The following is a 21,449-nucleotide window of genomic DNA, read 5'->3' on the forward strand; positions in this document are numbered from 1 at the left end:
CGCCACGGCGAAGAGTATCGCCTTTGGTTCGCTTCGCTCACTATTGCAAAGCTGAACAACTTTCTTAACTTTCTTCATAGTTTATTGTCGTTTCGGACAAGGTTTTTTAAGTTCTCTAGCCTAGTTATAGACCACTACCATTGCTGGGCGTAGGATGCGGTCATGGAGTTTGTAGCCTTTTTGGAAGACTTGTGCTATAGTGTCTGCGGGGTGTTCATCGTCTGCTGGGAGAGTTTGGATGGCCATGTGATAGTTATGGTCAAATTCACCGTCAGCTGCGATTTCTTCGATTCCTTCGTCTTTCAAAGCATGAACCAAGCTTTCTTGCACCATCTCTAGTCCTTTTTTGACATCGTCTGTCAAACCTTCAACTGCGAGTGCACGCTCAAGGTTGTCAAGTGATGGTAAGATTGCTTTCGCCAAGTCCTGGCTACGATAACGTTGCAAGTTTTGACGTTCTTCATTGGCACGGCGTTGAATATTTTGCATTTCTGCATGAGCGCGAAGGTATTTGTTTTCGAACTCATCCGCACGTTCATTTGCCAAGTCCAACTCAGACTTCTCAGGAGTTGTTTCTTCAGTTGTTTCCACAACTTCCTCTTCTTTCATTTCTTCGTTTTTTTTATCTTGGGCCATTTTCGCCTCCTTTAATGATTTCAAAATTAATTTACTTCGTAATGATTACTGCTGAGGTAACGGTAAAAATCTGTCAACTTCATGGTCAGAACACGATTGACAACATTGACTTGATTGATCAATTGTTGGTAGTCCAGATTGACCGGACCTATAATCGCCAAAATTCCAAAACCTCGATAAGGAATGAGGAACTTACTGCTAATCACTGCTAGGTCAGCTAGACAAGACTCTTGACTGTCCGCAACACGGACATTTTGCATCTGATCTTCATGCAGACCCTCACGAATCTCTAGAGCCACCTTTTGCGGTTGATCAAAGAATTGATAGGCTGCCAGATTGGCAAAATTCAAGAGATTGACCTTGCCAGATACTACAATGTTTTCGTTGAACATTTCTTTAAAAATGTGTTCAAAGAGATCCATGACATTGTCCGTAGTTGTGAAGTAACGCTGGATAATCTGCGGAATCTCCGTCCGAATCTTGTAGTGAATATCTAGAACGGTGTGGCCGAGGAAACGTTCCTGAATGATGCTCTTCAGCTTCAGCAAATCTTCCTGCAAGAAATTCCTTGGAATCAAAAACTGACTGGTAACCGTTCGAGACTCGTCTAGGGTGAAAACTGCAAGAGCAGTATGTTGTCCTAGAACGACAATATCGAAGGCCGTCAGGCGCTGTCTACTTGGCTCAACATCCAGAGCCACTACCGTACAGCCACTCAAGTTTGTCAGTAAATTGGCAGCCTCTTGCAGAATATCCTCCAGTTTGAAGAATTCCTGATCAAAGGCTTTGACAATCTCATAAACCTCATTCTCAGCTAGTCGATCAAAAGCCAGCGAGTGTTTCACATAGTACTGAAAACCAGCCACACTAGGCATCCGACCACTTGAAGTATGAGCTTTCTCAAGCAATCCTTGTTTTTCTAGAGCTGCCATATCATTCCGAATGGTAGCACTACTAGAATTAATAGACTCTTGTAGCGCTTTGGATCCGACAGGTTCGTGCGTTTTGGTAAAGATGTCAATAATCAGATTTAAAATATCCTGCTGACGCTCTGTAACCATCTCATCACTCCTCTCTGTCAGATTGATTAGCACTCGATACACACAAGTGCTAACTCATGATTCTATTATACACCCTTAGAAGAGAATGTCAAGACAAAAACTCAAAAAATTAGCACTCTTTTGTCAAGAGTGCTAAAAATCAGTCTAAAGACCTAGAAACTTATTTTTCATCTACTTGGTATTTCCTTTTAAGTCTGAAAAAACCATAGATTAGATAAGAGATTAAGCAAGCGTATAAAAAGAAAATAATAAAGAAAGACTGAGACAAGTTTTCTCGATACAAACTCATGCAAACAACAAGACCACCAGAGAAAGCGGCTATACAGGAACGAAGTCTAGACCGCATAACTTCCCATCTAAGACCCTTACTCATATAGACTTTCTCCTCTGAAAGTATATCAGAAGCTGGTTTACGAAGAATTGAACAAAAACCTGTTTCTATCAATTCCCAACCGCTATTTCTAAAATCTTGCAGTTCATGCTTATACTTTTTAAGAAATCTAGAATCATAGATATGATAGATGACATCATCTGGTTGGCATTGTTCAAAATAGAAAAAACCAAAACGATTAGTTCTATATCTCCAACCTTGCAAATACATTTCACGTAAATAGTCTTCTTCCTTATCATAATCAAGAATGCCAAACATCCGAAATTGTACCTTGCTATTCATTGTCTTACCTCCAAATTAGAAAACAGGCATTGTTTCATTTATCAGATAATTCTTTCCACTTTTGAAACAATCTCCAAAAAATATAAGAAATCTGAATCGCAAAAATAATCAATAAAACACAATCTATTATGAAAATCAAAAATACTTCCCAACTGAAAGAACTAGCTCCACTGACAAACTTTGAGAAAACCGGTAGTAGAGCTAAAAACAGAAGCAAAATAGGAAGCATACGCATTATTAAAATCCGTTTGACCACAGCTAACTTCCCGGCCGCGTCATTATAAATTTCAAACTCGGCATCCGATTCAATTTCAAAATGTACTTTTCTAAAGTAGGAAAAACCATTAAAGTCTGTAATATGCTCCCATCCACAGTCTTTAAACAGTTGCAAATAGGAGGCTCTCTCTGATTTTTTCATTGGATAAAAGTCTAACTGATAAGACACCTGCTCCGGTTGGCACTTTTCAAAGGTATACTTAACTGCAAACAACAAGATAGAGTAGGTTACTTCCTTGAGTTTCCAGCCCTTGGCATGCATTTTTCTAAGATATAAAGCCTCTCTATCATAATCCGCAATGGTAGCAATTCTATAAATAACCTTCTTTCCCATCATCCTTCCTCCCGACTGTTTCTATAGAGCCGCTCAATACGTTTCAATTCAATATCTAAGACTTTGCGTCCCAAATCTGTTATCTGATAAATTTTCCGTTTTTCCTCTTCTCGGACAAAGAAAATCAAGCCATCCTTTTCCATCTTTGACAAGGTCCCATACATAGTTCCAGGACTAATCGAAACTTGCGAATCTGTCATCTCCTTGACCTTTTGTGTGATACCATATCCATGGTTCTCCTTCTGTAAACAAAACAAGATATAAAAACCCGTTTCAGTCATAGGAAGGTAAACACGCCTAATCTTATCTGTTAATTCCATTTAACCACACCTCCTATTTAGTTCGATACATCGCGATTCGTTATATAAACTATATCACAGTTCGATATAAAATGCAAAAAAAAGATCACCCTCAGGCAATCTTTCTTCTATATTAGTAAAGATCTAAATAATTATCAACTTCCCATTGTGAAACGAAGGTTGCATAGCTAGCCCACTCGATACGCTTAGCTTCAAGGAAGCTCGTATAGATGTGTTCACCTAGGGCTGCCTTAACCACTTCATCTTCTGTCAAAGCTTTCAAGGCGTTATGAAGCGTTGATGGAAGATCGGTAATTCCAGCCTCTTTACGTTCTTCAGCAGTCATGATGTAGATGTTTTCTTCGATTGGAGCAGGAGCCTCGATTTTGTTTTCAATACCATGCAAACCAACTTCCAAAAGAACTGCCATCGCGATGTATGGGTTTGCCATTGGGTCCACTGAACGCAACTCAAGACGAGTTCCCATACCACGTGAAGCCGGTACACGAACTAGTGGCGAGCGGTTACGACCAGCCCAAGCAATGTAAACTGGCGCTTCATAACCAGGAACCAAACGTTTGTAGGAGTTAACTGTTGGGTTCATGATAGCAGTATAGTTATAGGCATGCTTAATCAAACCACCAAGGAAATGGTAGGCTGTTTCAGACAACTGCATTCCCTTTGGATCGTTTGGATCAAAGAAGGCGTTATTCCCATTCTCATCAAACAAGGACATATTACAGTGCATACCCGATCCAGCGATACCAAATTTTGGTTTCGCCATAAAGGTTGCGTAAAGACCATGTTTGCGAGCGATGGTTTTTACTACAAGCTTAAAGATTTGAATCTTATCACAAGCACGGAGCACTTCATCATACTTGAAGTCAATTTCATGTTGACCAACCGCAACCTCGTGGTGACTTGCTTCTACTTCAAATCCCATTTTAGTCAAGACATTAACGATTTCACGACGCGTATTGTCCGCAAGGTCAGTAGGCGCCAAATCAAAGTAGCCACCTTTGTCATTTACTTCAAGTGTTGGGTCCCCATTTTCATCCAACTTAAATAGGAAGAATTCTGGCTCTGGTCCAAGGTTGAAGGATTTGAATCCTACTTCCTCCATGTGACGAAGAGCACGTTTGAGGTTGCCACGAGGGTCACCTGCAAATGGTTCGCCTTCTGTTGTATAGACATCACAGATCAAACCTGCAACACTTCCGTTTTCATCTCCCCAAGGGAAGACTGTCCATGTATCCAAGTCTGGGTACAAGTACATATCTGACTCATTAATACGTACAAAACCTTCAATAGAAGATCCATCAAACATGGCTTTGTTTGACAAGACCTTGTCTAACTGTTCATCTGTAGCAGGAATTTCGACGTTTTTCATCGTCCCCAGAATATCTGAAAACATGAGACGGATAAAAGTAACATTTTTTTCCTTGACTTCACGACGAATATCTGCAGCTGTGATTGGCATGTGTTTACTCCTTAATTTTTGACTACTTGCGATTGCCTAACCGCGACCAAAAGGTGACTGCGCTGAAGCAAAGCGTCCCTGTTGGAGGAGCTCATTATGAAGCGCACGACGCACTTCCGTTGGGCTCACTGCTTTCTTGGATTTCGCCTCACGTTCAGCATATTTCTTCTTAATGGCAGCAATATTGAGACCTTCAGAGATATAATCTTTGATCTCAAGCAAACGATCCATGTCATTCAAAGAATACATGCGACGGTTCCCTTCGTTTCGATCAGGCTTTATCAACTCTTGATCTTCATAATAACGAATCTGACGCGCCGATAGATCGGTCAACTTCATCACACTACCGATAGGAAAAACAGCCATATTTCGACGAAATTCTTTTTCCTTCATTTACAATTTCCTTCTTTCTGTCTATTATAGTCTAAAAAAATCCATACGTCAATTAATAATGTCACAAAATGTAACATTATTATCTTTTTTTCTCTAAAAGATTTCGGAAACGATCAATATCATAATTTACGAGTATTGCTACAAAAACACCCATAAAAGTTTCAAATACACGAGCAAACACGTACAAAATTGTCTCCCCGCTCGGTATCGATAGGGTAATAATCAACATTGCCGAAACTCCGCCGATAACTCCCGCCTTATTATTCATGGCGACATTTGTCATAATGGTTAACATGGTGCAGATTGGAACGATCAGCAAGGTCACCCAAAAGGCTTCTTGAAATAGAGTGTTTAAGAGGAAGAAAACAAGGGCGTAGAAACCTCCGATACTGTTTCCTAGAATGCGTGATGTCCCAAAATGAACACTCTTGTCAAAGCTTTCTCTCAAACTAAAGACTGCTGTCAAAGCCCCAATTTGAAGTCCCTTCCAACCAAAAAATCCAAAAATCAAGAGAACTAAAAAAACAGCAATTCCGGTTTTAAAGGTTCGTAGACCAAGCTTGAACTGTGACTTATCAAATTTATATTTTTTAAAATAACCCATAATCTCAACTTTCTATTTCCATTTTATCATAAATTAGTTGATTTTATGAGCCAAAATCGATAGGAAACGTTTTTAATTCAAACAACAAGAAAAAGAGGAAACAAAGTTCCTCTTTTCATCGTTTCGTTTACGAAAGCTTATTTTTCTGTAAGTGCTGCCAAACCTGGCAATACTTTACCTTCAAGAAGCTCCATTGAAGCTCCACCACCAGTAGAGATCCATGAGAACTTGTCTGCGCGACCAAGGTTGATCGCTGCAGCAGCTGAGTCACCACCACCGATGATTGATTTCACACCTGGTTGTTTCACGATAGCGTCCATGACACCGATTGTACCAGCTTGGAAGTCTGAGTTTTCAAATACACCCATAGGTCCGTTCCAGACAACTGTTTTGGCACCAGTCAAAGCTTCATCAAACTTAGCGATAGATTTTGGACCGATGTCAAGACCAAGGAAGCCTTCAGAAACTGCTTCACCTTCAGTATCACGTACTTCAGTATAGTCAGCAAATGCGTTTGCTTCTTTTGAGTCAACTGGCAAGATCAATTTGCCGTTTGCTTTTTCAAGAAGAGCTTTCGCAACATCCAATTTGTCTTCTTCTACAAGTGAGTTACCGATTTCGATACCTTGTGCTTTGTAGAATGTGTAAGTCATCCCACCACCGATAAGGACTTTATCAGCTTTTTCAAGCAAGTTTTCGATAACACCGATCTTGTCTGAAACTTTTGAACCACCAAGGATAGCCACGAATGGACGTTCTGGAGCTTCAACTGCTTCTTGGATGTAGGCAATCTCGTTTTCAAGAAGGAATCCAGCAACTGCTTTTTCAACGTTTGCTGAGATACCAACGTTAGATGCGTGTGCACGGTGAGCTGTACCGAATGCATCGTTTACGAAGATACCATCTCCAAGTGATGCCCAGTATTTACCAAGTTCAGGATCGTTTTTAGATTCTTTCTTGCCGTCAACATCTTCGTAACGAGTGTTTTCAACCAAGAGAACTTGTCCATCTTCAAGAGCGTTGATCGCAGCTTCCAATTCAGCACCACGAGTGACACCTGGGATAAATTTAACTTCTTGTCCCAATTTAGCAGCCAAGTCAGCAGCTACAGGAGCAAGTGATTTACCTTCCTTGTCTGCTTCTTCTTTTACACGGCCAAGGTGAGAGAAGAGGATAGCACGTCCACCTTGTTCAAGGATGTACTTGATAGTTGGAAGAGCTGCAGTGATACGGTTGTCGTTGGTAATCACACCATCTTTTACAGGTACGTTGAAGTCAACACGAACGAGAACTTTTTTCCCTTTCAATTCAACGTCTTTAACAGTCAATTTTGCCATTAGATATGACTCCTTCTTTTTTTATACGTGTTAATTATATCACAAAATCAGCAAAAGAGATAGCAAAACCCTAAACTTTTCTTGTTCTTTCTTGCAACCGAAATTAGGATTTTTTAAAATCAAATCTAGAAAAACCTTATCAAATAAGTAATCAATGCAATATAAAATAATCAAAACAAGGCCTGACTGATTTGCAGCCAAACCTTGTTTTTAGTTGTTATGAGGAAATCCAAGATTCGTAAATCCGATTAGTCTTCTCTCCTCTTTCTAGCAAGCAAGCCATAGGCACTCATTGCTCCGAGAAGACCCAGCGCTACTAGACTGGCATCTGTTTCTACACCAGTATTTGGAAGTTGATTTGTTACCTTTTCAACTTTTGCCGATGCTGCTAAAGACGCTTGATCTGTTGTTTGTGAGTCTAGCTCTTCTTTTGTTCCAACTTCTGTGATTTCTGGGACAGCTTCCTTGAGAATTTCAGTTGAACGAAGGGTGCGATTGCCTTGGGCATCCACCTCTACAAAGTGACGAACTTGACCTTCCACACCTACTTGAACTAGCTGGCCTTGTCCTTTTAGAAGGCTTGCATTTGGTCGCTCTTGACGTTCGAAGGCCACTGTATCCTCTTCAATTTCTAGTTTCGAAATTTCTAAAACTAGGTCTTTTACTCCCTCAGCCGGTTGGTTACTTGACAGAACTTTTGTTCCAACTTCTGTGATTTCTGGGACAGCTTCCTTGAGAACTTCAGTTGAACGAAGGGTGCGATTGCCTTGGGCATCTACTTCTACTAGACGACGAACTTGGCCTTCCGCTCCTGCTTGAACTAGCTGGCGTTGTCCTTTGAGAAGCTCAGCATTTGGTCGCTCCTGACGTTCAAAGGCTGTTGTTTCAGTTTCAACAACTAGTTCAGGAAGAGCTTCAACCGTTGGAGCCACTTCATTTGGATCCATGCTTCCAACATGATGGCTTTCTTCTGCAGGTGCTAGTTTCTTATTCAACTTTTCTTTCATGTCCGCAAAAGCTTGTGGAGTTGGTGTTTGTGAAGACAACAAAGCTTCAGCTTGGGCAATCAACTCATCTTGAGAATCTTTTTCACGGACGGATTCGAGCAAGCCTTCCAATTCTTCTCTAGCAGTTTGATAACGTTGATTTCCATTCAAGTCCGCTCCAGCTTGTTTCAATTCATTCAAGGCTTTGTTGACTTCTTCTTGACTGGCATCATGGTTTTCTGCAACAGCTTTCGCTGCATTGAGTTTCTCTGCTAGTACAGCTTGTTTGTCCTCACTTGAGAAGGTATAGGCAAGGGTTGACTGGCGACCTTGGGCAGCAGTGATTTCTTGTTTGAGGTACTCATCGTTGACAGCTGCTTTTGGAGAAACCAAGACATCGAACTCAGCAGTGTGTCCCTTGTAATGCAAGGTCAAGGTTTGTCGTCCAGTCTTCTGAGCATCATAGCCCGTAATTTCAACACCTTGATCCGTAAAGGCATGACTTTCTTCCGTCTCATCATCATAGAGAACACCGAAGCGACCTTCAGAGAGATCCAGTTGATCTCCTACCAGATAGTCTGTTTTTGGTTTCTTAGTAATATACAAGCCTGCTACTTCTTTCGGTTTTCCTTCATCCTGTCCTGTCACTTGGACTTTCAGATCACCTGACACTGGTAAACCAAGGTATTGAAGTGTTAGGTTTTGTTCCCCTTTTTGATGAGCATCGTATCCAGATACCGTCACACCTGAGTGAGTAAGGTTAATCAGCTCGTTGGCTTGTCCTCCTTCGTATTGAACGCGGAGTGTTCCGCCTCTGAGGTCCAGTTTTTCTCCTTCTTTATAAACCGTCTTCTTAGGTCCTTTTTCGAGACTAACTGCAACAATTTTTCTTTCATCCTGTGGAATCGCTACAGCCAAGGTGTTACTGATTTCTTTGCCAGGTAGTTGGGTACGATAATAGAGGAGATTTGGTTGTTTGTCAAAGGCCAATGGTGCTGTTGCCAGGTCGCCACCAGCTTCAGTCTTCAAGGTTGCAATTGGTGTTTGTGAATCTGCCTTGTCGTAAACGGTGATGGTTGCGCCTGCTGGAACATCAGAGAAGCCTAGTTGAACTTGGTGGTTTCCAAGTGAACGAGCAGCTACCTTAGCCATTGGAATATTTTGACTTTCTGTGTCCAAGGTTTCGTACATCTTCCAGTTGTAGATACGAATGGCTTTCCAAGGTGTTCCGTTATCAGATGTGATAACTTTTAGACGCCAGTCTTGCGCGGTGATTGGTTTGTCAAGAGTGATATCTGTAACGTGCGCTTTATTGCCACGGACTTCCTTAGCTAGTTTCCACTCGCCATCTGTATCCTTGTAATAAAGATCAAAGTCCTTGGTATTCATCAAACCATCGTTAACAGACTCACCACCAGCTCCCGCATGATCCATTACCCATCTGACAACACGACGTGGTTGAGTCAAACGAATATCGACACTACCGCTCAATTGTCCTGAAGACCACTTGTCTGACAGACTTGTAATCGTACCGTTCAACATGCCTTCGATGCCTTCCCCGCCTTCAGTATTCGGGAAAGTGCTACCAATAACCGTTGCCCCTGGAACAATATTTTCAGCCAAAGGTCTTGGGAGAGTTGTATCCTGAACAGTCATGCCCCAGTTGAATGACGCAGTTGCAGCTTCAGAACGGAGGCCATTTTTACCAACTGCAACGACTTTCAATTCTTGAGTCGTACCAGTGGCATTAGCAGAACGGCTAACTTTTGGCAAGTAGATAGTTGAAGCAGATGAACCTGTCAACAAACGCCAGTTGTCACCGTCTTTTTCGTAGACTTCATAGAAATCTGCGTCTTGGTTACCCGAAAATTGAACCACTGCTTCAGCTTCTTGGGCATTCTTAAGAGATTGCTTCACCACAGAGAGACCTGTAGGTGCTTGTGGCGCTTGGTGATTGTCCGTAATCGTTAATTGTCCTAGGTTGAACTGATAATCTTTTACAGCACCTTCATGTTCGAAGAAGAGTTTAACTGCATAGATGGTTTTACCTGCCAGTGAGCTAAGGTCAAATTCTTCATTCTTCCAGTCATCAGAGAGAGTTAGTTCTTTCCATGCCTCTGCATCCTCAAATTTGTAGTCTGGAGTCGTAGAGAAGGCCATGTAAACTTTGGAGCCTTTTCCTCCCTTGTGGGCAACCCGAAGTTTGGTTTTCTCCGTTACTTCTAGTTTAGTAGAATACAAATTCACATCCTGGTCCGTCTTACCAGCTACATCACCTGAGAATTTAAGGGAGTTTCCTCCATTGTAGGCATCTGTAAAGTCATATTCTGCACGAAGCTTTTCTCCTGTTGAAGTCTGCCACCAGCGCCATGTTGGCAAGACACCTGAAACAGAACGGTAGTTCCACTCAGAATCCTTAGAAACTTTGCCATCTACAAACCACTTTCTACCATGACCTGTATTAAAAGAGGTAGTGAAGGTCCGGCCTACTGCTGGAGTGCGGTCCGCAACTAAATTGGCAATTCCATACCACTCTTTATCTCCTGGTTTTTGAGCCGTTGGATCCCCTTGATAACCTGTAAAGAAGATATCTTCGTTCTTGTGGTAGTCTTCACCTGTTTTTCCTAGACTGGTAATCGTATCTGGCGCAAAAAGTCCAAGTGACAAGCGCAACTTGCCATTTTCATCTAATAGAGCATCCCAGTTGACCTTGGTCTTATATGAACCGCCTTGTTGCAATTCTAAGCCTGCAAAGACATCATACTGGCTACGTTCTAGCCATTTTGCCATCTCTACAGAGTGGTCATTCTTTTCCTTGTTCCAGTTGAAGTTAGCAAAGAATTGATCTGCAGGGACCTTGTCACCTTCCTTTTGCATGAACTGGTAGTTGTAATCACCTAGACCATCTTCATGGTAACGGCCATATTTGTAGGTCATGGCATCGTACCAAGCATACTTGATTGGATGGTTGACCTTAGCTGCGTATTCTTTTGTATAGAGCATGAATTGGCGCATTTTTTCACCAAGAGGTGCTACCAACTCCCCCGTTGTTTCTTGGTTGATAAAATAGCCATCAAAGCCATAGTATTTAGCGAGATCAACGAGTTTGCGTGCAATCGGGAAGGTGCCATCTTCATCTTGTTTCAAGGCGGCGGCAAATTTCTCTTGGTCAGCAATGCTGTTTGACCAGTTGAAAAAGAGGGTTCCATAAACGGGAACTCCGTTGCGGTGCCCTGCATCAATGACATCTGGAGTAGGAACTAGGCCTTCCCAGAAGACCATTGAATCCAAGTATTGCCAATAATCAAATGCGTAGGCCTTGAATTCTTCTCCACCAACAGAAGCGTGGTCTTTAGCCTTTGAGTTGGTATTTGCTAGCGCCTGAACTTTAGCTCTTCTGCTTGCTTTTTCGTTAACCAACTGACCTCTATGGCGCTTGGCGAGTTCAACTGAGGAACGATTGATGGGATCATCCTCACGCGCACCCGGTTCCCATTTCAACAAATCATCCCAAGTATCAAATTTGATTTCTTTCGGTCGGAGACTCTTCTCTTCATTCTTAGGAACGTCTGCTAGACTTGGTTTGTCGGCTTTATTGTCAGCCACTTGAGGAGTTTCCTCTGGTTTGACTTCTTCTTTTTCAGTTGGTTGAGCAGGTTTTTCAGCTTTATCTGCCGGAGCGGGTTTTGCCTCTTCTTTTTCATTGACCAAATCGGCTATTGCTGGAGTGTTTTCTGAAATTGGTTGCTCAGCTACTTTGTTCTCTGTTTCCGATAATTGTTTTTCGATAGCTGCAGTATCTGGATTAGCTGTTTCACTAGCGCTTGTAGCTTGGGCGCTCGTATTTGCAGCTGTTTCAGGGGCTGCGACTTGTTCGGCAAGAGCTGGACTTGCGAATAGAGCTGAACCAATCATCAAGGAACAAGCCCCGATTGACAGCTTTCGAATACTGTAACGGCAACGTTTTTCAAAAAATAGATCTTTCATCTTTTCCTCCTAATATAATAAAAAGTAAGCGCTTTACTTTTTAGATAAAAAGCAACTGTTCTTAGTGGGCACCACCCGAACAGGATCATCTTCATTTTATCTTATATGAAAGCGATGTCAATCTGTTTGACACAAAAACTATAACTAGGATAATAATCAGTAAAATTTGGACACAATCCTATCATTCGACTCTCTTACAGTAAATTTATCCTCTATTTTTAAAGAAAGTTATCTTTTTCTTATGAAAATTTCCATTAAACACTTGTTAGATTTCCTTTTATCCTTTAAAATAGAATAGGAGAAATTCCGCGATTATTTTTCGGAGGAAAAAGAAATGTCCATTAATTGGCAGGAAATTTTATTTCACTTTTTAGGTGGTCTGGGACTATTTTTATATAGTATCAAGACCATGGGAGACGGTTTGCAACAAGCTGCTGGAGATCGCCTTCGTTTTTACATTGACAAATACACCAGCAATCCCTTCTTCGGCGTGCTGGTTGGTATCGGTATGACGGCGCTGATTCAATCAAGTTCTGGTGTTACAGTCATTACAGTAGGACTTGTCAGTGCAGGACTTTTGACCTTGCGTCAGGCTATCGGTATTGTCATGGGTGCCAATATTGGAACCACCGTTACATCCTTTATCATCGGTTTTAAGCTAGGAGATTACGCCTTACCTATGCTCTTTATCGGAGCAGTTTGTCTCTTCTTCACCAAGAATCGCTCTATCAATAACATCGGACGAATTATCTTTGGTGTGGGAGGTATCTTCTTCGCTCTCAATCTTATGAGCGGTGCAATGGAGCCGCTAAAAGACCTACAAGTCTTTAGAGACTACATGGTTGAACTAAGCAAGAGTCCTATTCTTGGTGTCTTTGTCGGAACCGGACTGACACTACTCATTCAGGCTTCATCCGCAACTATCGGTATCTTACAGAACCTGTATGCAAGTGGTCTGATTGACCTACAAGGTGCCCTACCGGTCTTGTTTGGTGATAATATCGGAACAACCATTACAGCTATCATTGCTTCTCTTGGAGCCAATATCGCTGCCAAACGTGTTGCCGGTGCCCACGTCGCCTTTAACGTGATTGGTACGGTTATCTGTATTGTCTTCCTTGTTCCTTTCACTGGCTTGATTCAATGGTTTGAATCGGCGCTCAATCTAGCGCCAGAAATGACCATTGCCTTTGCCCACGGAACCTTTAATATCACAAATACCATTATCCAGTTCCCATTCATCGGCACCTTGGCTTACCTTGTGACCAAGCTCATTCCTGGTGAAGATGAAGTTGTTAAATACGAGGCTCTCTACTTGGATGAACAACTCATCAAACAGGCTCCTTCTATCGCTCTAGGAAATGCCAAAAAAGAACTTCTTCACTTGGGGAACTATGCTGCAAAAGCTTTTGACCTTTCCTACGACTACATCGTCAATCTAGATGAAAAACTAGCTGAGAAAGGCCACAAGACTGAAGAAGCTATTAACACAATTGACGAAAAACTCACTCGTTACCTGATTAGCCTTTCAAGCGAATCCTTGAGTCAAAAGGAAAGTGAAGTCCTAACCAACATCCTCGACTCGTCTCGTGATTTGGAACGGATTGGAGACCACGCAGAAGGGTTAATCAACCTAACAGACTATCTCCAACGCAAGAATGTTCAGTTCTCTGAGGCTGCTTTGAAAGAGCTAGCTGAGATTTATCACGCTACCACTGAGTTCATCAAAGATGCCCTTGATAGTGTGGAAGACAATGATATTGAAAAAGCTCAAAGTCTGATTGAACGCCATAAAGAAATCAACAATTTGGAACGCATTCTCAGAAAGACCCATATCAAACGCCTTAACAAGGGTGAGTGTTCTACACAAGCTGGGGTCAACTTTATCGACATTATTTCCCATTACACTCGTGTATCTGACCACGCCATGAACCTTGCTGAAAAGGTCATCGCTGAACAAATTTAATTGGTAAGAAGCCACCTTAATTTAGGTGGTTTTTTTCGTCTCTTAATCAAGAATATTTTTTCTAACGTAAAAAAATGCTCTGATTCACAATGGAATCAAAGCATTTTAAATAGCTCTCCAAACATAATAGCAGAAACCGCGGTTCCTCTGTACTTGGCTTCTTCTCTTTTGATAAAGCGAGCCAAGTTTATCAATTCAGGTGCTGGGTGTTTGGGATTGGTGAGCAATTCACGGGTGACCAGTCCTGAGAGACGGACTGCTAGTAACTGCTCATTTGTAGTAGGCAGTTTCTTAGCAGTCTCTAGGAGAGCAGCGACTAAATCGTCACTCAAGCCCTGACGGGCATGGTTATAGAGATCTTTTATAAGGTTTTCTAGATTTGCTTCTGCCATTTCGCGCACCTCTCTTATTCTTTAATAATGTTTAATCAAATCAACCGTTGAACGATCCAATTTTTTCACCAAGGCTTGCAAGAAAGCTTGAGCTTCTAGGAAGTCATCCATCGCGTAGAGAGTTTGGTGAGAATGGATATAACGAGCGCAGACACCGATAGTTGTAGATGGGACACCACCATTTTTCAGATGAGCTGCTCCAGCGTCCGTTCCGCCTTTTCCACAGTAATATTGGTACTTGATGCCAGCTTCTTCAGCCGTTGTCAAAAGGAAATCCTTCATACCCGGGAGAAGCAAGTGACCTGGATCGTAGAAGCGAATCAAGGTGCCATCCCCAATCTTGCCTTGGCCCCCATAAACGTCACCTGCTGGTGAACAGTCAACTGCTAGGAAGACTTCTGGGTCAAACTTAGTTGTAGAAGTATGAGCGCCACGAAGACCAACCTCTTCTTGGACGTTCGAGCCAAGATAGAGTTCATTTCCGAGTTTTTGACCTGAAAGGGCTTGAGCTAACTCGCTCACCATGAGAACACCGTAGCGATTGTCCCAAGCTTTAGAGATGATATTTTTTTCATTTGCTGTCAAAATAGCGGAGCTATCAGGGACAATGGTGTCACCTGGACGGATTCCAAAACTTTCTGCTTCAGCCTTGTCCGCAAAACCGCCATCAAAAATGATATCAGCAATAGCTGGCATGCTGGGTCCACCTGTTCCACGTGTCAAATGTGGCGGAACAGAGCCTGAAATCACAGGAATTTCACGACCGTCACGAGTAAAGAGTTTAAAGCGTTGGCTGCTAACCACCATTGGATTCCAGCCACCGATTTCAACCACACGGAAGGTACCATCTGGCTTAATCTCGCTGACCATAAAACCAACTTCATCCATATGAGAAGCGACCAAAACACGGGGAGCATCGGCTGCTTCTGAATGTTTAATACCAAAAATACCGCCCAAGCCATCTGTCACTACTTCATCCACGTGCGGGGTCAACTTTTCACGAAGATAAGTCCGGACAGGCGCTTCATGACCTGAGATTGCAGCAAGCTCTGTTACTTCTTTGATTTTTGAAAATAATGTTGTCATATCAGTTCCTTCTTTCTGTCCTCCATTTTACCACTTTTTAGAGAAGAAGGGTAGTGGGAATCATCATTCCAACTTGAAACTGCTTATAAATAAAACGAATCACCATTGTAATTCGTTTTATTTATGATTTCGTTTGAGTGAAAAGTGATCTGGGACGGGATCCTTGCCTATTTCCGACCAGGGATGACAACGCAAAATCCGAGCCAAGCCCATCAAGACACCCTTGAAGCCATGTTTTTCAATAGCCTGAATCATGTAGTTGGAACAAGTCGGCTCAAAGCGACAAGAGGGGGGAAAGGCTGGCGAGATAAAGCGTTGGTAAAAGCGTACTGGCGCTATTAAGATTCGTTTCATTATTTCTTGGTTACAGCCATGGTGTGTAGTTGGCTGATTTCTTTTTTATTGAGGCGACGAGCTTCACCTGGACGAAGCCCCGTCAAGTCTAGATGTCCAAAACGTGTTCGAGACAACTTGTCCACTTGGAGGCCGACAGCTTCAAACATCTTTTTAACCTGGTGGTTGCGCCCTTCATGGATAGTCAACTGTACTACAGAGCGATTTTTGACTGGATCCACTTTGATAATCTCATAGACAGCTGGCTTGGTTTTCTTGCCCTCAATCTCCACTCCACGAGTCAAGGGGCGAAGATTTTCCTTATTGGCCACACCTTTGACACGCGCGACGTAGACCTTGTCAATCTCATTACGAGGGTGAATCATTTCATCCGTAAAATCCCCATCATTGGTCAAAATCAAGACCCCGGATGTATCCCAGTCCAAACGTCCAACTGGGTAGATGCGTTCTTTGACATTTGGCAAGAGATCCACAACAGTCTTGCGGCCCTTGTCATCTGTCACACTGGAAATCACTCCACGTGGTTTGTTAAGCAGATAGTAAACCTTTTCTTCGTTGTAGATAGGTTGACCTTCCACTTCGACCTTGTCACCAGACTTGATGGTCGTTGCGAGTTCACGCACTACTTGGCCGTTGACTGTCACCAAGCCTTGCTTGATCAGCTCTTCTGCTTTTCTCCTACTGGCCACACCTGCGTGGGCAATATATTTATTGATTCTCATCTTCTTCTATCCTTTCACCAAATAATTGGCTTTCTTGGGCTTGAATCTCAAGCTCATCAATCACTGGCAGTTCTTCCAAATGGTTTATCCCCATGTAATCTAGGAAATAATCCGTAGTCACATAGAGGTTAGGGCGACCCAACACTTCTTTTTTCCCGTCTTCTCGTATCAAGTCAAAGGCCTGTAACTTTGCCAAAGCCCCACTCGAATTGACCCCACGGATGGCATCAATTTCTATCCGCGTAATCGGCTGCTTGTAGGCAATGATGGACAAGGTCTCAAGGGCCGCCCGAGATAAACTCTGATTGATGGGAGCTTTGGAGTATTCCTTCAAAATCGCTGCAAATTGAGGCTTGGTCACCAATCTGTATGCTCCACCAGTCTCAATCAGGGACAAGCTCGAATCCTGGTCTTCTTCATACTTTTGGGCTAATTTTTCTAAACTCTGCTGGATGCCTGTCGGGGGAAGCGATAGGAGTTCAGCCAACTGACGAACTCGAATCCCATCTTCACCCCCTACAAACAAGAGCGCTTCTATTTCTGCTAAAGTACTCATCTTTCCTCTCTATCAAGTCTAGCTTTGGGCAACTTGACTTTCTTCCTTCTTTTCCATGAGATAGATATCTCCGAAACTCTCCTCTTGAACGAGGATCAGTTCCTGGGTTTTGATTAACTCTAAGGTCGCCAAAAAGAGAGTAATGACCTCTTGGACATTCTGGGCTTCCTTGAACAAATCCTGCAAACGCAACTGGTCTCGTCCAGTCAAGGACTCTTTTACAATGCCCATCATGTCCTCAATCTTATACTCATCCCGCAAGATGGTCGTGTGATTCTGAGCGAACTCCTCTTTTTTCTTGGCTAGGATATTTGAAAAAGCCAAAAAGAGGTCAATGGTCGTCCTATCATGCACAAGCTCCGCATCTTCGTAGATCAACTCTGTCGGCGCTTTGGAATAGTACTGGGCCCGATCTTGGTGCTTAGCCTCCAAGCGCTCACCCAAGAGCTTGAACTTGCGGTATTCTTCGATTTGAGAGAGAAGATCCTGCTCTAGGTCATCCTCTAAGTCTGTCACTTCTGCTACCTTTGGCAAGAGCTTGCGACTCTTGATCAGCATCAGCTGACTAGCCATGACCATATACTCGCCCGTCACTTCCAGACGCATGGCCTGCAGAGTTGAGACATAGGCTAGATACTGTTCGATGACTTCTGTGATGGGCACATCGTAAATATCCATCTGATACTTGGAGACTAGATGCAAGAGCAAGTCCAGGGGCCCTTCAAAATCTTTTAATTTAATATCCATTATCTATATTTTTCTAAGGTCAGAACTGTTTTTAATCCTAATTTTTTTGCAATTTCGTACAAATCGACCTTGTTTTCTATTTGTCTTAGAATGAACTGTTCCCGCAAAGCTTGGGCTGATAAGGTTGGAAAACCTTTCTCCTTGACAAAGGACTCCAGCTGACGAAAGGCCCACTGACGAGAATAGGCTTTTCCTCCCCTTTCAAAGAGATAGGCCTGGCCCATCAAGGGTTCCAATTCTGAAAGCAAGGTCGTGGGAATGGTGACAATCCTTTGTTGGGAAGCCTTGTTGATTCGCAGTACTTGAAAATCTAGATTGATATCCGCAACCTTGAGAGCTAAAATCTCGCTTGGCAAGAGTCCCATTTCTAGGATTAAGAGCGCCAGCAAGCGCCCCTCTGGATAATCACTTTCCTGCCAAAAAGAGTCTAAGTCTAGAATCTCTGGCTTTTCGGTCTTCTTTTCAGCTTGTTTGGCTAATTCCAGACGGTAAAAACTGTCCACTTCACCTTTTTGATAGAGAAAGTAGAGAAATTGGTTGCAGGCCGAAAGTTTTCGCTTCTGGGCGCTGATTTTTAGATTGGCTAGCTGGCCTTGGTAAATCTTAAGACTGGTCTCAGAGATCCGCTCCCCTACCATATCTAAAAATTGCTCCAGATCATATCTATAGGATTGTTTGGAATTGGCAGACAAACCCTGCTTTCCCTCTAAAAAGGCTGATATCCTATCTCTCATTTGCATTGAATCTCATATTCCTTACTAAAGCCATGCAAGAGGGCATTGACGGCCTTGAGGATGGACTTGCGCGTGATAATTCCTTGGAAAATTCCTTCATCATCTACGACTGGCAAGAAGGGTTCATCTACCAGTTTATGGAGGACTTCAGTGATATTATAGTCTGGAGCGACGACTGCTACATCCGTCTTGGTCATATTGACGATATCTGTCGTTGCCATCTGTTCATCTGTCAAACCTTGCTCCATTTGATAAGCCAAAATGTCTCTCAGACCAATGGTTCCGACAAAGCGTTTGTCAAAGGTCACAACAGGGATACGGGTATAGGTGATTTGACTCAGCACCAAAATCGCATGGTCAGCGTTATGGGTATCAATCAAGGCTGCTAGATTCTCAGCAGGGGTAAGAAAAGTCTCTTCCTGCTCCAGTAAAAATGCTTCAAATTCCTTGGCAATCATCGAGCAAACTCCTTGGACAAGCCTGGATAAACCTCATGATCACGTGTCAAAAAGTCTACTTTAAAATAGCTGTCATCAATCTCCACTCGAGCATAGAGACATTCTCTGATAGTCCCTCGTGGTTGGCTGATGGAACCTGGATTTAAAAAGAGTGTCTTGCCTTCCATCCAAGCATTTGGCACATGCAAGTGACCATAGAGACAGATATCGGCATCTTCTTCCTGAGCCCAGTAGTCCAACTTTTGAAAGTTGAAATTGATATCAAACAAGTGTCCATGCGTCTGGATGATCTTGGTTGGACCAAGTTGAGTCACCAAACGTTCTGGGTAGCCGGCATAAAAGTCCATGTTGCCTTTGACGACATGGATGCCTTCCCAAAGCGGAGAATCTGGACGGAGTTCTGAGTCACCATCGTGAAAAATGGCATCGACTTTACCCAGATAGCGATCACGAATTTCTTCCACAATCAAGCTATCGCCATGGGAATCACTCATTACAATGATGGTTTGCTTTGCCATGCTGGAAATACCTCCAAAAGTTTCTTAACGGCTAAGGCGCGGTGAGATTGGCTATTTTTTTCTTCAAGGGTTAATTCAGCCGCTGACTTGCCTGTCTCTCCCACAAGGAAGAGGGGATCATAACCAAAGCCATTTTCACCCTTGGGTTCAAAGTTAATGTAACCCGGCCAGTCAGCTTCGACAACCAAGCTTTCCTTGTTTGGACTGGCTACAACCAGGGTCGTGTGGAATTGAGCTGAACGGTCCTTAAGGTCAAAGACCATGGCCAATTCGTGCAAGAGTTTGGCATTGTTTTCACGGTCAGTAGCTCCCACGCCAGCGAATCGCGCTGACCAGACTCCTGGTAAACCGCCGAGGACATCGACTTTGAGACCTGAGTCATCTGCTAGAACCATCTTGCCTGTTAATTGGGAAATGGTTTCTGCCTTGAGACGAGCATTTTCTTCAAAGGTCATGCCTGTTTCAGCTACTTCAGGTAGGTCAGGGTAGTCATTGAGATTTTCCACATCATAGCCTAACTTATCAAAGATAGCTCGGAATTCCTTGGTCTTGCCCTCGTTACGAGTCGCAATCAACAAGGTTTCTCTAACCTTACTAGTCTCAAAGAAGTCTTGAACATTGACCCCTTCTTTAGGCAATTCTACATGCAGGAGTTGCCCATTTTCAACCAAGAGCAGGGCTCCCTGACGTTGGATGACTTCCAAGTTACGTCCTGCTTCTGCATTTAAAATCTCCACGATAAAAGAAAGCAGACGGAAGTTGGAAGACCAGCGCATCACCGTGATCGTAATCGGAAAGCCATTTTCCTCATCACGAAAAATCCGCGCCAAATCCATAAAATCAAGATCAAGCGGATCTTTGATGAGACTGTAGATGCCTCCATAGACGTCCCAGACACCGACATACCAGTCCTGATCGTCCTTGTATTCATAAATTTTATTTGTCATAATGTTACATGCTCCACATGAATCTCTTTTTCCAGCCATTCTGCTCCAATCTGGGCAAAACTTTGGCTATTGGCTGTTGTGTAAAAACGATGTTGAAGAGGTCCCGCATCTCGGCTACGATTGATTTCAAAATAGTTAAGCAAAACCGAAATATCCCGTACACACTCTGCCCCACTATCGATGAGCTGAACCTTTGGTCCCATGACATTCTGGATGATAGGGCGAAGGAGCGGATAATGGGTACAACCCAGAATCAAGCTATCCACCTTGCCTACCAAGGGACGCAGGGTTTCATAAACCACTTTCTTGGTGACACTGGTTGACAGGGCACCTGACTCCACCAAGGGAGCAAACTTAGGGCAGGCCAAACTCTCCACTTGTAAGTCTGGATCCAGATCATGGATTTTCTGACGGTAGATGTCTGATTGTACCGTCATGGGAGTTCCAATCACCCCGATTTTCCCACCTTGACTGGACTTGATAGCTGCCGAAGCTCCAGGCAAAATCACACCTAGAACAGGAATGTCTAGTTTCGCCTTGATTTCTTCCCAGACGACCGCAGTCGCAGTATTACAAGCAATGACAATCATTTTGACATCCTTGGTCAAGAGAAAGTTGACCAACTGCCAAGTATATTCACGAATTTGCTCAGCAGGACGGGGACCATAGGGCGCCCGTGCCGAATCTCCAATATAGACGATTTCTTCATGGGGAAGCTGGCGCATGAGCTCACGAACAACCGTCAAGCCCCCGACACCTGAATCCAAAAAACCAATTGGTCGATTATCCATACAGTCTTCTTTCTAGTCTTTTTTCTGATTGATAGTTCATCATGATTCCTTGTCCTGAAGGAACTAACCGACAGCTTGATAGAATGTCAACTGCCTCTCTTTTAATCATAAT

General features: G+C 43.0%; 22 protein-coding genes. 1 reads left to right on the forward strand and 21 read right to left on the reverse strand.

Annotation, left to right across the window (positions count from 1 at the left end; all coding sequences use genetic code 11):
• Positions 1–120: 120 nt before the first annotated feature.
• The 10 genes from grpE to MK409_RS07150 all read right to left on the reverse strand — a co-directional run bounded on the left by grpE (position 121) and on the right by MK409_RS07150 (position 12,066).
• Positions 121–636 carry a nucleotide exchange factor GrpE gene (gene grpE / locus MK409_RS07105; protein ID WP_268705820.1) on the reverse strand — a complete coding sequence of 172 codons (516 nt, stop codon included), beginning with the start codon at positions 634–636 and terminating at the stop codon, positions 121–123.
• Positions 637–662: 26 nt separating this feature from the next.
• Entirely contained in the window at positions 663–1,697 is a 1,035-nt protein-coding gene (gene hrcA / locus MK409_RS07110; protein WP_268705821.1) for a heat-inducible transcriptional repressor HrcA, read from the reverse strand.
• Between the two features lie 160 nt (positions 1,698–1,857).
• The gene (locus MK409_RS07115; RefSeq protein ID WP_268705822.1) at positions 1,858–2,370 is read right to left on the reverse strand and encodes a DUF2812 domain-containing protein; all 513 of its coding nucleotides are present in this window, start codon (positions 2,368–2,370) and stop codon (positions 1,858–1,860) included.
• A 34-nt stretch (positions 2,371–2,404) separates the two neighbouring features.
• Positions 2,405–2,980 (reverse strand): DUF2812 domain-containing protein, encoded by a 576-nt coding sequence (locus tag MK409_RS07120; RefSeq protein ID WP_268705925.1) that lies wholly within the window; start codon positions 2,978–2,980, stop codon positions 2,405–2,407.
• Complete coding sequence (locus MK409_RS07125; RefSeq protein ID WP_000423976.1) at positions 2,980–3,300, reverse strand: PadR family transcriptional regulator; 321 nt, start codon at positions 3,298–3,300, stop codon at positions 2,980–2,982. The genes MK409_RS07120 and MK409_RS07125 overlap by 1 nt, the downstream gene beginning before the upstream one ends.
• Before the next feature lie 112 nt (positions 3,301–3,412).
• Positions 3,413–4,759, reverse strand: a complete 1,347-nt coding sequence (glnA, locus tag MK409_RS07130; RefSeq protein ID WP_042902032.1) for a type I glutamate--ammonia ligase — start codon at positions 4,757–4,759, stop codon at positions 3,413–3,415.
• A 36-nt stretch (positions 4,760–4,795) separates the two neighbouring features.
• Positions 4,796–5,152 (reverse strand): transcriptional repressor GlnR, encoded by a 357-nt coding sequence (gene glnR / locus MK409_RS07135; RefSeq protein ID WP_268705823.1) that lies wholly within the window; start codon positions 5,150–5,152, stop codon positions 4,796–4,798.
• 79 nt (positions 5,153–5,231) lie between these two features.
• Positions 5,232–5,756 (reverse strand): FUSC family protein, encoded by a 525-nt coding sequence (locus tag MK409_RS07140; RefSeq protein WP_268705824.1) that lies wholly within the window; start codon positions 5,754–5,756, stop codon positions 5,232–5,234.
• A gap of 137 nt (positions 5,757–5,893) precedes the next feature.
• A complete protein-coding gene (locus MK409_RS07145; protein ID WP_268705825.1) occupies positions 5,894–7,093 on the reverse strand; it encodes a phosphoglycerate kinase in 1,200 nt (399 codons plus the stop codon).
• Positions 7,094–7,341: 248 nt separating this feature from the next.
• Positions 7,342–12,066, reverse strand: coding sequence for an endo-beta-N-acetylglucosaminidase (locus tag MK409_RS07150; RefSeq protein ID WP_268705826.1), 4,725 nt, complete (start codon positions 12,064–12,066; stop codon positions 7,342–7,344).
• A 334-nt stretch (positions 12,067–12,400) separates the two neighbouring features.
• Between MK409_RS07150 and MK409_RS07155 the strand changes: the two genes are divergently transcribed.
• Positions 12,401–14,032 carry a Na/Pi cotransporter family protein gene (locus MK409_RS07155; RefSeq protein ID WP_268705827.1) on the forward strand — a complete coding sequence of 544 codons (1,632 nt, stop codon included), beginning with the start codon at positions 12,401–12,403 and terminating at the stop codon, positions 14,030–14,032.
• A 95-nt stretch (positions 14,033–14,127) separates the two neighbouring features.
• On the opposite strand, the gene MK409_RS07160 is transcribed toward MK409_RS07155, so the two are convergent.
• From MK409_RS07160 to racE, 11 genes are all read right to left on the reverse strand, one after another.
• A complete protein-coding gene (locus MK409_RS07160; RefSeq protein WP_268705828.1) occupies positions 14,128–14,424 on the reverse strand; it encodes a bacteriocin immunity protein in 297 nt (98 codons plus the stop codon).
• Between the two features lie 21 nt (positions 14,425–14,445).
• Positions 14,446–15,510 carry a glutamyl aminopeptidase gene (pepA, locus tag MK409_RS07165; RefSeq protein WP_268705829.1) on the reverse strand — a complete coding sequence of 355 codons (1,065 nt, stop codon included), beginning with the start codon at positions 15,508–15,510 and terminating at the stop codon, positions 14,446–14,448.
• Between the two features lie 117 nt (positions 15,511–15,627).
• Positions 15,628–15,864, reverse strand: a complete 237-nt coding sequence (yidD, locus tag MK409_RS07170) for a membrane protein insertion efficiency factor YidD (RefSeq protein ID WP_268705830.1) — start codon at positions 15,862–15,864, stop codon at positions 15,628–15,630.
• Positions 15,864–16,586, reverse strand: coding sequence for a pseudouridine synthase (locus tag MK409_RS07175; RefSeq protein ID WP_268705831.1), 723 nt, complete (start codon positions 16,584–16,586; stop codon positions 15,864–15,866). The genes yidD and MK409_RS07175 overlap by 1 nt, the downstream gene beginning before the upstream one ends.
• On the reverse strand, positions 16,573–17,142 hold the full coding sequence (gene scpB, locus MK409_RS07180; protein WP_268705832.1) for an SMC-Scp complex subunit ScpB: 570 nt from the start codon (positions 17,140–17,142) through the stop codon (positions 16,573–16,575). Before scpB ends, MK409_RS07175 begins: the two co-directional genes overlap by 14 nt.
• Positions 17,143–17,160: 18 nt before the next feature.
• Complete coding sequence (locus tag MK409_RS07185) at positions 17,161–17,889, reverse strand: segregation/condensation protein A (protein ID WP_049538168.1); 729 nt, start codon at positions 17,887–17,889, stop codon at positions 17,161–17,163.
• Positions 17,889–18,623: a site-specific tyrosine recombinase XerD gene (gene xerD / locus MK409_RS07190; protein ID WP_326845914.1), complete on the reverse strand. Its 735-nt coding sequence runs from the start codon at positions 18,621–18,623 to the stop codon at positions 17,889–17,891. Before xerD ends, MK409_RS07185 begins: the two co-directional genes overlap by 1 nt.
• Positions 18,620–19,081, reverse strand: a complete 462-nt coding sequence (gene cbpB / locus MK409_RS07195) for a cyclic-di-AMP-binding protein CbpB (protein ID WP_268705834.1) — start codon at positions 19,079–19,081, stop codon at positions 18,620–18,622. Before cbpB ends, xerD begins: the two co-directional genes overlap by 4 nt.
• On the reverse strand, positions 19,078–19,599 hold the full coding sequence (locus MK409_RS07200) for a metallophosphoesterase (protein WP_001118939.1): 522 nt from the start codon (positions 19,597–19,599) through the stop codon (positions 19,078–19,080). Before MK409_RS07200 ends, cbpB begins: the two co-directional genes overlap by 4 nt.
• On the reverse strand, positions 19,575–20,585 hold the full coding sequence (locus MK409_RS07205) for a nucleoside-triphosphate diphosphatase (protein WP_419152993.1): 1,011 nt from the start codon (positions 20,583–20,585) through the stop codon (positions 19,575–19,577). Before MK409_RS07205 ends, MK409_RS07200 begins: the two co-directional genes overlap by 25 nt.
• A complete protein-coding gene (gene racE, locus MK409_RS07210) occupies positions 20,543–21,337 on the reverse strand; it encodes a glutamate racemase (RefSeq protein WP_007522320.1) in 795 nt (264 codons plus the stop codon). The genes MK409_RS07205 and racE overlap by 43 nt, the downstream gene beginning before the upstream one ends.
• Between the last annotated feature and the right edge of the window lie 112 nt (positions 21,338–21,449).

This window comes from Streptococcus oralis (assembly GCF_026782375.1).
GTDB classification, from domain to species: Bacteria; Bacillota; Bacilli; order Lactobacillales; family Streptococcaceae; genus Streptococcus; species Streptococcus oralis_CL.